The sequence below is a fragment of the Hypericibacter sp. genome (assembly GCF_050729195.1).
In the GTDB taxonomy this organism is placed as follows: Bacteria; Pseudomonadota; Alphaproteobacteria; order Dongiales; family Dongiaceae; genus Hypericibacter.
Genome location: NZ_JBOHKS010000067.1, coordinates 1 through 10,495, shown reverse-complemented (window position 1 = coordinate 10,495; position 10,495 = coordinate 1). Strand labels below are relative to the sequence as shown.

Genomic DNA, 10,495 nt, shown 5'->3' with positions numbered 1-10,495 from the left:
AATGACATCCACGCAGATTCAAGATGTGCTGCCCCAATGCGGCAACGACAAGATTCTCATCGACGAACGGTCGCTGTATTGCGCCGTGATGAATGCCGAGGAAGTGCTTGACGTCGACTTTACGAACAAAGGCCGCGCTTACGTCATCGAATATGAATTTGCCAGCGATCGTACCTACGAAGAAGTCTACGAGGAAATCAGAGAAACCTACGCGCTTGGCGAGAGCCGGATGGATTCGAATGGTCTGTACAAATGGACATTGGACGGGGGATCCATTCTGGAGATCGGCCAGAGCCGGTTGAAGCCCGGATGGTACGAACTCCGTCTTTCCGACTGGGGAATGGGCCAGGAAGACAACTAGAGCGCCCTCGCCGGTCCTGCAGGCTCCCTTCCCTACCTCTCCAGATCCCCCAGCACCATCCGGTTGAAGTCCCAATGCATCCGGTCCCAGAACGGTGAGTAGAAATGCGACCGGTGGGCCGGCGAGCCTCGCGCGCGCTGGACGGCTTCGCAGATGGCGTCGTCCTCTTGGCCCGCATGCAGTGAGCCGGCGATGCTTCGCTGCCGCATCGCCAGAGAACTCGGATCGCGCGCCGCGCCCTCGTTGTAATAGCTGGCGATCCGCCACTCGCAGCTCCCGGCGTCGAGCGGCGCCAGGATGCGGACGCGGAAATGTGTCGGGAACACCAGCAGCGCCCAGTTCGGATAGATGTTGAGGATGAAGGAGACCGCGACCGGCTCGCCGGTCCGCTTCGACTTGATCTTCGGGAACGTCACCGCGGGATAGGTGTTGCTGACGCGCGCCGTCTCGAAGCCCAGGCCCTTGACGATGCCGTCATTGACCTCGGTGAAGGTCTTGTTGCCGGCCGCGTCGACGCGCGGCACATATTTCGACTGGCGATACATCTCATGCACGAAGCCCTCGTGATAGACGTTGGGCGCGTAGTTCTCCCAGAGCGGCTTCCAGTTGGCCCTGGCGAGCACGTGGTGGACGCCGTCGCCCTCCGGCGCATCCATCGCCATCTCCAGGCCGGAGAGATCGTGATCGGCGAAGAGTGCGGTCAGGGGCGCCAGGTATTGCTCCAGTGGTGCGCATTGGCCGGAGAGATCGGCGAAGACGATGTCCTGCCAGGTCCCGGAGCGGATTTCCTGAAGATCGCCGCCCTGCGCGCGCAAGCCCGAGACATCCGGATCGGGCGTTCCGTCCCAGAACGGCGCCTTGATCAGGCGGCCGCGCGAATCGTACTGCCAGCCATGATAGGGCCCCTCGATCGGCCTGAGACCCGACCGGCGCGTCAGCACGACCGGGCAGCCGTCATGGGCGCCGACATTGTGGAAGACGCGGAGGGCGCCGTCGTCGCCGCGCGTCAGCAGCAGCGGCATGCCGAAGATCTCGACCGGCGCCGCGTCGCCGGGCTCGGGCAGGCTGCTGCCGAACCCGACCGCGACCCAGTTGCGGCTGAAGACCCGCTCGACCTCGAGCTCGAAGAATCCTTGTGACCGGTAGGCAATTTGCGGAAAGGTGCGCGCCGTCTCGATCGGCGCCCGGATCGCCCGGCGATCCGCCTCGGTCAGGAACGCATCGACGGAAGGCATGGCGCTCTTTCCCCCTGAATGAGCAGGCCCGGAATCCGCACTCGCAATGAGGGCATGATAGGGCCTGCCAGCGCGGCGCACAAATGCGGTGGCCCGCGGCGGTCCTTGTCTCGGTTTGACCCGTTTGGACTCTCCCGTATCTGTCATCATTCGACGCCCGCGCCGGCAGCTGGACGCGGCCAGAAAGGAGCCGGGCGATGAAAATCGACGGACGTTGCTATTGCGGCTTCATCGCTTACGAGGCTGAGGTCGATCCCGAGAAAGTGCGGATCTGCCACGGTACCGACTGCCAGATCCTCGCCGGCTCCGCTTTCCGGACGGTCGTCCCCGTCGGGAAGAACGGCTTCAAGCTCCTGTCCTGACAACCGACGGTCTACGTCAAGACGGCTGACAGCGGCACCAAACGCGCCCAGATGTTCTGTCCGAAATGTGGAACGCCGATCTGGTCCAGCGCGGCCGAAGGGGACCGCCGCTCCATGTCCGCGTCGCGACCGCGCGCCAACGCGACGCGCTTCCGCCGAAATCCCAGAACTGGGTCCACAGGGCGCAGCCCTGGCCGGCCGGCCTCAGCTCCTTGCCGGGGTCCGAGACCCAGGGCGTGGACTCATAAACGCGGCGACATGGCGACTTTCTGGGGTCTGGTCTCGAGCTCCAAGCGGCCGTCAGACGCGGCAGGCGGTATGTCCGAGAGGTGCCAGCTGCGGACATCAGCTCGCCATAGCGCTTCAGGACGACGGCGCTGTTTCGCGGGAACTCGTCGTGCCGTTCGTCGCGAGCGCTTCCCGGCTTGGATACCAAGACAGGCGCAGCAGACGACCGAGCTGCCCGATGTGATCCTCGTCAGGCGGCCAATGCACGACGCCTTCGCAGCAGCCATCACGTTCCAGGGCTGACATCATTCCTGGTCGCTGCGGAGAGGCGAGACGCCGACCAGCGCCCTGAGTGGTCCTGAATTCGCCGAAAAAGCGATCGTTTGTTGCTGTTGGGGCCGACCTGACCCAAAATGCCAGAGGCAATGCCATGACCACGATCACCGTGTTCGGCGGCACGGGGTTCCTCGGCCGGCGGCTCGTGCAGCGCCTCGCCGGCGAAGGGGCGAGTGTGCGCATCGCTGTCCGGCATCCCGATCCGGCGCGGAGCGCCCTGCGCGCGGCTGGTTTGGACCAGATCACAGTGTTCAGCGCCGACGTGCGCGAGCAAACCTCGGTCGCCGCAGCCGTCTCCGGAGCCGATGCCGTCGTAAACGCGGTCTCGGCCTATGTCGAGAAGCGCGGTGTGACCTTCGAGGCCGTACACGAGCAAGGCGCCGAGACGGTAGCGCGACAGGCCGTCTCAGCCGGAGTGGCTCGCCTTGTCCTCGTCTCCGGCATCGGCGCCAATCCCGGGTCGAGGTATCCTTACGTTCGCGCGCGCGGACGCGGCGAACTGTTGGCCCAGCAGGCGTTTCCGGGTACCACCATCGTCCGCCCAGGCGCCATGTTCGGTCCGGGTGACGCCTTGTTCGGGACGCTCGCCGACTTTGCCCGGATGCTCCCGGTGCTGCCGCTGATCGGCGGCGGCCGCACCCGCCTGCAACCTGTCTATGTCGAGGACGTGGCGGAGGCCATCACCCGCATGTTCGCCGACCCGGGCACCGCCGGCCGGACCTATGAGCTCGCCGGTCCTGGGGTGTACACGATGCGTGAGCTGGTCAAGATTACGCTGCGCCTCATCGGCAGACGGCGACTGCTCATGCCGGTCCCCTTTGCGGTTGCCACGTTCCAGGCGCGGCTGTTCGAGCTCCTGCCGAGCCCGCCCCTCACCACCAGCCAGGTTGACCTTCTCAGGACGGATAACGTGGCGAGCGGAGTCCTGCCGGGTTTCCGGGAGCTCGGCATCGAGCCGAAAGGGGTCGAGGAAGTCGTGCCGACCTACATCGGCAGATCGCACCTGCCGGAGCAGCACTGAAGCCCGGCCTCGCTGCCGTAAGTCCATCCACCTCCGACAGCGAGACCGGGCAATGAGAAGCCGGTGAGCGGTGCGCCAGCCAGCCTGCGCATGTCGTGGACGTCGATGCCAAGGCTCTCGAATGCGTGCGCATCGTCTCAGGACGCCGCTCAGGCCGTGCAGGAAATTCTCGACTCTCCTCTCGATCGCTGCAGGAGTATAATTCTCCCCATGGCGGCCAATCTGCCGACGAGAATTGGAGGACGTCATGGAACACAAGACCCTGGATAAGATTCGCGATGCCGCGGATATCCTGCCGAGTTGGCTGAGCCCTCGTCCGCTATCGAAGTCCGAGCGGCTCGAGCGCTGGGCCGAGGCCCTGGAGCGCGAGGGCGGACGGCATCTCAAGACACTGTTTGAGATCGAGCATGCACCGCCGGTCAAGCGGGCAGCGCTGCGCGCCGACGATTCGCTGCTGACCGTGGCATTCAACGATCCGCGGCTGCGCGCCGAAGGCCTCGCCGGAGACACGGTGGGCGATGCCGTTGCATTTTTCGGCATCAGTGAAAGGGAGCTGCACGATATCCTTTGCTTCTGTCATCACGGCGCGATGATGGCGGCTAACACCGCAGCCGCGCAGATTCGCGCCGCTGCGACCCGTCGACCGTTGGATGCACAGTCACTGGTCGTTGGCACCTTCGTTGCGGTGTCGCTCACGGTCGGCTTGCTGATGACCTGAGCGGAAGCGGCGGGCGAAAACAAGCCTTCTCGCTCCGGGAATCGGCGCGGTGGCGCTGCATCCTGGGGGAGGCTTCATGCGACCGCGCGAGGGGCGGGAGCGGTAGACGCGCATTGAGGCGACCGTCGATGCGCGGCGGGCTTCGCGAGAAGCGTTGGTGAGGCGTGAGCGCCGACCGGGTTTTGCGCTGCGCTACGCTGATGCCGACTGCAATTGCGACGACCCCGACAACGAGCAGGACCCGATACAGCCATTCGGGGGCTGCGCTGAGCTCGGGCATCGCACCCGCGTCGGGCGCTTTTGCCAAAACCTTGAGCACTTGGCCCCCATAGTTCGGTCCGACGTCGCTCGTGGCGCTCGGACAAAACGAAAGCGCCCCGAAAATCGGGGCGCTCCCGGAATCCAACCGGTCGGAGCCTCAGGCAGCGAGGTGGGTTGGCTTGACCTCCAGGACCATACGGGAGCTCGCTATCGTCCGGGGCTTCATCGCCTCGGGGATCTCGCGCGAGGTCGACGTGCCGGAGCACGTTCTCGAGGCTCGCGCTCTTGACCTCCACATAGTCGGCAAGCTGGAAGCTGCGCTCGAAGTTCCGCGCGGCGATGCCCCGGTAGGCCAGCCCCGGTCTTTGTTTCTCCGGCCAGCGGCTACGATGCAACCACGGTAGGCGCCATATTGCGGGTCTTTTCTTGAAAACAACGGGGCCGGATAGTGCTGGGCAGACTCCTGGGAATGCTGTCGGCCGATATGGCCATCGACCTGGGTACGGCGAATACGCTGATATATCTCAAGGGCCGTGGCATCGTGTTGAACGAGCCATCGGTCGTCGCCATCGCCCAGTACAAGGGGCGCAAGCAGGTGCTGGCGGTGGGCGACGAAGCGAAGATGATGCTGGGCCGCACGCCCGCCAGCATCACCGCCATCCGCCCCTTGCGCGATGGCGTCATCGCCGACTTCGAAGTCGCCGAGGAGATGATCAAGCACTTCATCCGCAAGGTGCACAACCGGTGGAGCTTCGCCAGCCCGCAGATGATCATCTGCGTGCCGTCCGGCTCGACCGCGGTGGAGCGCCGGGCGGTCCGCGAAGCGGCCGAAAGCGCCAGCGCCCGCAAGGTCTGGCTGATCGAGGAGCCGATCGCCGCGGCGATCGGCGCCGGCTTGCCGGTTACCGAGCCGACCGGCTCCATGGTCGTCGACATCGGCGGCGGTACCACCGAGGTCGCCATACTGTCGCTGGGCGGTATCGTCTACGCGAGTTCGGTGCGCGTGGGCGGCGACAAGATGGACGAGGCGATCGTCGGCTACATCCGCCGGAACCATAACCTGTTGGTCGGCGAGGGCAGCGCCGAACGCATCAAGAAGGAGATCGGCTCCGCCTGTCCGCCCGAGGACGGCGACGGCCGCGTCATGGCGATCAAGGGCCGCGACCTGATGAACGGCGTGCCCAAGGAGCTCGTCATCACCGAGCGTCAGATCGCCGAGAGTCTGGCCGAGCCGGTCGGCGCCATCATCGAGGCGGTCAAGGTGGCGCTCGAGCATACGGCGCCCGAACTCGCCGCCGACATCGTCGACGAGGGGATCATGCTCGCCGGCGGCGGCGCGTTGCTGAGCAATCTGGATTTCGTGCTGCGATACTCGACGGGCCTGCCGGTCTCAATCGCCGACGATCCGTTGTCCTGCGTTGTCCTCGGCGCCGGCCGCTGTCTTGAGGAGATGAAGGCTCTCAAGGCTGTGCTGATCGACAGTTAAAGTCAGGTGAATGTTCTTTTTTCAGAATGCATGATCGATTCTGCCTGGGAGCCGTTCACGAGCGCCGAGCTTGAAAGAGAGCTGATGGTGCTCCGTGAGGTTATCGAGAGCTGCATGCTGACGGACCGCTCTGCTGAACATCAGCTCACAGAGATCGGCATCATGGAGAGCGAGTTGGCGGAGCACCATGGCGGATTACGCCTATGCCAGGTTCAGGAACGACAATGCCGTGGCGGAGATCCGGATCGGGATCAAGGTATTCAAGTGCATCGGCGTATCGCCGCCCCAGGATCACCCGCACATCTACCTCGACATGGGCGACGACGACACGATCCGGTGCCCTTACTGCGCGACCTTGTTCCGCTTCGACCCGCGCTTGGGTCCAGGCGAGGCCGACCCGCCTGACTGCTTGTTCATTGATGAGCTAGGAGAGTAACGAGAAAGACCTGATGCCGCGTCGGTCTCTCAGAGACTCTTTTGAAAGCCATCTGGTCGAGGGCGAGACGGGAAAAGCGTTGCTTTTGAGCTAAGGGGATAAGTATTTCTCATTTTCTAAATTCAACTGCACAAAGAGGCCAGTGTCCACTTCGGGTCATCTGCGGAAACGACAGAAATCGGCATCCGGCGGCCGCTTACGGGCTGAAATCGGACACTGGATCAGACATGGAAGAAGACCCGCGTCGAGCGCTTCTTCAACCCGATCCAGCGCTACCGTCGAATCGCGACAGGGCACGAGAAGCGCTCCGCGAACGTCCTCGCCTTCGTCAGGCTCGCAGCGATCCGCCTATGGCATCGCGCTTATGAATCCACGGCCTGGTCACTCGCCCTTGGCCGAGGCTGGCGAAGGCGCGGAACGCCCGGTGCTTTAACCGAACGCGCCCAACCCTGCGAGACCGTCCCATCTCCAATCCCATCAGCGAGGCTGCCATGGCGAAGATCCAACGGGTCAGTTTCAGGGGCTGCCCCTGGATGCAGCGCGTCGCGCCGCCATTCCGCGCCAGAAACCGCCGGTCGGGCGCGCCGAAAGCCGTGGCCGGCGGTCAGGAATGAATTCCGGCAGCAGCCGTAAGGGGTTGGCCCGCTGTCGCGGCGGGCCGGCGGAACGGCCGACGCGCGCATAGCGCTGGATTGATCTTTCACGCCACAGGTCTAGGCTTGCGCCCAGCACAAGTCACCCGACAGGCTGCACGCCATCGTCGATGGCAGAAGGCAGTCCCCGCGCGGCTCGACACCAGCCAGGGAGACACGCCGATGAACATCCGACCCGATCCGACCTTTCACGCGTCGCCGAAGCTGGCGATGGAGGCGCCGCCGGAGACCGTCGCCTACACCTTGCTGCTCAGCCCGGACTTCTCGCAGCCCGACGCGCTCGCGGTGATCGACGTCAAGCCCGGCTCGCCGACCTACAGCCGGATCGTCCATAAGGTGACGATGCCCTTCAAGGGCGACGAGTTTCATCATTTCGGCTGGAATGCCTGCTCCTCCGCGCTGTCGCCGCTCAGCGGCCACGCCTTCCTCGAGCGCCGCTTCCTGATCATTCCGGGGATCCGCTCCTCGCGCATCTATATCGTCGACACGAAGCCTCATCCCGCCGAGGCGAAGATCCACAAGATCATCGAGCCGGAGGAAATCTTCAGGAAGACCGGATATTCGCGGCCCCACACCGTCCATTGCGGGCCCGAAGGCATCTATGTCAGCACGCTCGGCGGCGGCGGCAAGGACGGCACCGACGGACCGCCCGGCGTCTTCATCATGGATTGCGAGACCTTCGAGGTCCTCGGCCGCTGGGAGCTCGATCGCGGGCCGCAGAAGCTGCATTACGATTTCTGGTGGAACCTGCCGCGCGACTACATGGTGTCGAGCGAATGGGCGCTGCCGCCGCAGTTCGAGAACGGGATCGTAGCGGAGGATCTGCTCGCGAACAGATACGGCCACGCGATCAATTTCTGGGATCTGAGCCGCCGGCGCAATGTCCAGACGATCGATCTCGGCGCCAACCACCAGATGGCGCTCGAGGTGCGGCCCGCGCACGATCCGGTTCGCGAATATGGCTTCCTCGGCGTCGTGGTCGACACCACGAATCTCGAGGGCTCGATCTGGACCTGGTGGCGGGAAGGCGGCAAGTTCCAGATCGAGAAGACCGCGACGATTCCGCCGGAGCCCGCGCCCAAGGACCAGCTGCCGCCCCTCCTGCAGGGGTTCGGCGCGGTGCCGCCGCTGGTGAGCGATATCGACCTCTCCCTCGACGACCGGTTCCTCTATGTCGCCTGCTGGGGCACCGGCGAGATGCGCCAGTACGACGTCACCGATCCGAGGAAGCCGACGCTGGCGGGCTCGGTCCATATCGGCGGCATCGCGCGGCGCACGCCCCACCCGAACGGCAAGAGCTTTGCGGGCGGCCCGCAGATGGTCGAGATCAGCCGCGACGGCAAGCGCGTCTATTGGACCAACTCGCTCTATTCGAGCTGGGACGACCAGTTCTATCCGCAGGGCATCCCGGGCGCGCAGGTGATGGCCAATGTCGGTCCGGGCGGCGGCCTGGAACTGGCCAGGGATTACTGGGTGGACTTCCCGGAGGGATACCGGGCGCATCAGATCCGGCTCGAGGGCGGCGACTGCTCGACGGATTCCTTCTGCTATCCCTCGGCCTGATTCCGGGCGGACGTGGATTGGGCTCCGGCAGCGTTGTGGCTGGCCGTCGTCGCGAGCGGCCTCTATCACGGGCTGAACCCCGGGATGGGATGGCCGCTCGCCGTCTCGGCCGGGTTGATGGAGCGGAGCCCCCGCGCGCTCCTGGCGGCGCTGGGGCCGCTGACCGCCGGCCATCTGCTGGCGATGCTCGCGGTGCTGCTTCCCTTCACGCTGCTGTTCGCCCTCGTCGAATGGCAGCGGCAGATCCAGATCGGCGCCAGCCTGCTGGTGATCGGATTCGGCCTCTTCCGCCTCGTCGACCGGCGCCATCCCCGGGCGCTGGCGCGGATCGGGCCGGCGCGGCTCGGGCTCTGGTCCTTCGCCGTCGCGATCGCTCACGGCGCGGGATTGATGCTCCTGCCGATCTATCTCGGGCTCTGCCGGGGCGCCAACCCCGACAGCGGCCATGGGGCGGCCGGCGCGCTCATCAACGCCGATCTCGGCATGGCGCTTCTGGTCTCCCTCGTTCACGCGGCCGCCATGATCGCCGCCGGCGGCGTCACGGCCTGGCTGGTCTATCGCTATCTGGGCCTCAGGGTCCTGTCGCGGAGCTGGCTCAACCTGGATTCGAGCTGGGCCGTCAGTCTCGTCCTGGTGGGTGCGCTCTCGCTTGCCATCGGCGTCGCGGCGCAACCCTGAGCCGTCCCGCGGGACAGGTCGCCGGCCGCGCGGGCAGGAGCAGGCCTGAACCCTGGTCGTGTCTCGGTTTGACGTCGTTGCCCGGAATTCCAAGCCATCAACCTTGGGGAGGTCGCCATGAATGCTCCCAGAACCGCGCTGCGGCTCTTTGAGAATGCTTCAGGTGCGAGCTGTATCGAACCTTATGAAATTTCCCGCGATCTGCGGGACTTCGCGCCGCCAGCCGCCCCGCTGTGGGCTTCGGATGCCGAACCGGCCTCGGCCTACGTCTTGATCCGGCTGCCCGTCGACTGGAATGGCGAGAAACATCCAACCCCCAGGCGATACATCCTGTTCGGCCTCGCCGGCAGAATGCGGATTACGCCGGATATCGGCGAGCCCCGCGTCATCTCGGCTGGCGATATTCTGATGATGGAAGACACGGAAGGCGGCGGCCATGTCACGGAGGTCATTTCCGACGAGCCGTTCGATGCCGTCATGATTCGACTGCCCGATCGTTCACACTGAGGCACGCCCCGGCCCGGTCGTGTCTCAGATTGAACGTCAGCAATATTTTCACCCCCACCATGGCCGCAAGCGTCGCCGATCACGTATGGACGGTTGAGGGATTCGCTGGCCTAATCCCCTGAATTGAAGGGAGGGCGAGCCATGGTCGCCTATGTAATCTTCATAAAAGAGCGGACGCGCAATCAGGGTGAAGTCGAGCTTTACAAGCAGGCGGCTCCCCCCGCTATGGCGGGTCATCCGATCACGTTCCGCATCGCGCACGGACAAAAGGAAGTCGTCGAAGGCCCAGACTTCGAGGACATGATGATGCTGGAGTTTCCGACCTTCGCGGAGGCGAAGGCTTGGTACAGCAGCCCGGCCTACCAGGCGGCAAGCCAACATCGGTTTAAAGGTGCTGATTACCGTGCCATCATTGTCGAGGGCGTCGCCCAAAAACCAAACTGAGGCACTACCCCCAGCCCTTCCTGCTTTGCCCGCAACGCCCAACCATGCGAGGCTGGGCGCCTTCCCCGTCCCCATCCTTTGCGAGGCTGCCATGGCGAAATATCGGCTGGTCAGTTTCAAGACCTGTCCCTGGGTGCAGCGCGCCGCGATCGTGCTGCGCGAGAAGAAGGTCGATTTCGAGTTCCAGCATATCGAGCCCGACAACC

Annotated in this window: 13 protein-coding genes and 1 pseudogene; 13 read left to right on the top strand and 1 reads right to left on the bottom strand. The window is 64.7% G+C overall.

Features of this window, described 5'->3' with window-relative positions; all coding sequences use genetic code 11:
- Positions 1 to 361 (top strand): hypothetical protein (locus ACREE8_RS05595; RefSeq protein ID WP_431571993.1); only part of this gene is annotated, 361 nt, incomplete at its 5' end.
- 32 nt (positions 362 to 393) lie between these two features.
- Here the strand turns inward: ACREE8_RS05595 and ACREE8_RS05590 are convergent.
- Positions 394 to 1,596 carry an aromatic ring-hydroxylating oxygenase subunit alpha gene (locus ACREE8_RS05590; protein ID WP_431571992.1) on the bottom strand — a complete coding sequence of 401 codons (1,203 nt, stop codon included), beginning with the start codon at positions 1,594 to 1,596 and terminating at the stop codon, positions 394 to 396.
- Between the two features lie 197 nt (positions 1,597 to 1,793).
- Here ACREE8_RS05590 and ACREE8_RS05585 point away from each other — a divergent pair, with 197 nt between their 5' ends.
- The 12 genes and pseudogenes from ACREE8_RS05585 to ACREE8_RS05530 all read left to right on the top strand — a co-directional run.
- Entirely contained in the window at positions 1,794 to 1,958 is a 165-nt protein-coding gene (locus ACREE8_RS05585) for a GFA family protein (RefSeq protein ID WP_431571991.1), read from the top strand.
- 15 nt (positions 1,959 to 1,973) lie between these two features.
- Positions 1,974 to 2,489: pseudogene (locus tag ACREE8_RS05580) on the top strand (hypothetical protein); the annotation flags it as partial.
- Positions 2,490 to 2,616: 127 nt separating this feature from the next.
- Entirely contained in the window at positions 2,617 to 3,543 is a 927-nt protein-coding gene (locus ACREE8_RS05575; protein WP_431571990.1) for a complex I NDUFA9 subunit family protein, read from the top strand.
- A gap of 247 nt (positions 3,544 to 3,790) precedes the next feature.
- Entirely contained in the window at positions 3,791 to 4,261 is a 471-nt protein-coding gene (locus ACREE8_RS05570) for a hypothetical protein (protein WP_431571989.1), read from the top strand.
- 709 nt (positions 4,262 to 4,970) lie between these two features.
- Positions 4,971 to 6,008, top strand: coding sequence for a rod shape-determining protein (locus ACREE8_RS05565; RefSeq protein WP_431571988.1), 1,038 nt, complete (start codon positions 4,971 to 4,973; stop codon positions 6,006 to 6,008).
- 187 nt (positions 6,009 to 6,195) lie between these two features.
- The gene (locus tag ACREE8_RS05560) at positions 6,196 to 6,444 is read left to right on the top strand and encodes a zinc-finger domain-containing protein (protein ID WP_431571987.1); all 249 of its coding nucleotides are present in this window, start codon (positions 6,196 to 6,198) and stop codon (positions 6,442 to 6,444) included.
- 491 nt (positions 6,445 to 6,935) lie between these two features.
- Entirely contained in the window at positions 6,936 to 7,058 is a 123-nt protein-coding gene (locus ACREE8_RS05555; protein ID WP_431571986.1) for a hypothetical protein, read from the top strand.
- 201 nt (positions 7,059 to 7,259) lie between these two features.
- The gene (locus ACREE8_RS05550) at positions 7,260 to 8,660 is read left to right on the top strand and encodes a selenium-binding protein SBP56-related protein (protein ID WP_431571985.1); all 1,401 of its coding nucleotides are present in this window, start codon (positions 7,260 to 7,262) and stop codon (positions 8,658 to 8,660) included.
- A gap of 12 nt (positions 8,661 to 8,672) precedes the next feature.
- The gene (locus tag ACREE8_RS05545) at positions 8,673 to 9,338 is read left to right on the top strand and encodes a hypothetical protein (RefSeq protein WP_431571984.1); all 666 of its coding nucleotides are present in this window, start codon (positions 8,673 to 8,675) and stop codon (positions 9,336 to 9,338) included.
- A gap of 117 nt (positions 9,339 to 9,455) precedes the next feature.
- Positions 9,456 to 9,845, top strand: coding sequence for a hypothetical protein (locus ACREE8_RS05540; RefSeq protein WP_431571983.1), 390 nt, complete (start codon positions 9,456 to 9,458; stop codon positions 9,843 to 9,845).
- A 141-nt stretch (positions 9,846 to 9,986) separates the two neighbouring features.
- Entirely contained in the window at positions 9,987 to 10,289 is a 303-nt protein-coding gene (locus ACREE8_RS05535; RefSeq protein WP_431571982.1) for a DUF1330 domain-containing protein, read from the top strand.
- A gap of 91 nt (positions 10,290 to 10,380) precedes the next feature.
- A partial coding sequence (locus tag ACREE8_RS05530; protein ID WP_431571994.1) for a glutathione S-transferase N-terminal domain-containing protein occupies positions 10,381 to 10,495 on the top strand: 115 nt, incomplete at its 3' end.

Coding starts and splice junctions, on each gene's coding strand:
- ACREE8_RS05590 (WP_431571992.1), bottom strand. CDS start 1,596: ATGCCTTCCGTCGATGCGTTCCTGACCGAGGCGGATCGCCGGGCGATC.
- ACREE8_RS05585 (WP_431571991.1), top strand. CDS start 1,794: ATGAAAATCGACGGACGTTGCTATTGCGGCTTCATCGCTTACGAGGCT.
- ACREE8_RS05575 (WP_431571990.1), top strand. CDS start 2,617: ATGACCACGATCACCGTGTTCGGCGGCACGGGGTTCCTCGGCCGGCGG.
- ACREE8_RS05570 (WP_431571989.1), top strand. CDS start 3,791: ATGGAACACAAGACCCTGGATAAGATTCGCGATGCCGCGGATATCCTG.
- ACREE8_RS05560 (WP_431571987.1), top strand. CDS start 6,196: ATGGCGGATTACGCCTATGCCAGGTTCAGGAACGACAATGCCGTGGCG.
- ACREE8_RS05555 (WP_431571986.1), top strand. CDS start 6,936: ATGGCGAAGATCCAACGGGTCAGTTTCAGGGGCTGCCCCTGGATGCAG.
- ACREE8_RS05550 (WP_431571985.1), top strand. CDS start 7,260: ATGAACATCCGACCCGATCCGACCTTTCACGCGTCGCCGAAGCTGGCG.
- ACREE8_RS05540 (WP_431571983.1), top strand. CDS start 9,456: ATGAATGCTCCCAGAACCGCGCTGCGGCTCTTTGAGAATGCTTCAGGT.
- ACREE8_RS05535 (WP_431571982.1), top strand. CDS start 9,987: ATGGTCGCCTATGTAATCTTCATAAAAGAGCGGACGCGCAATCAGGGT.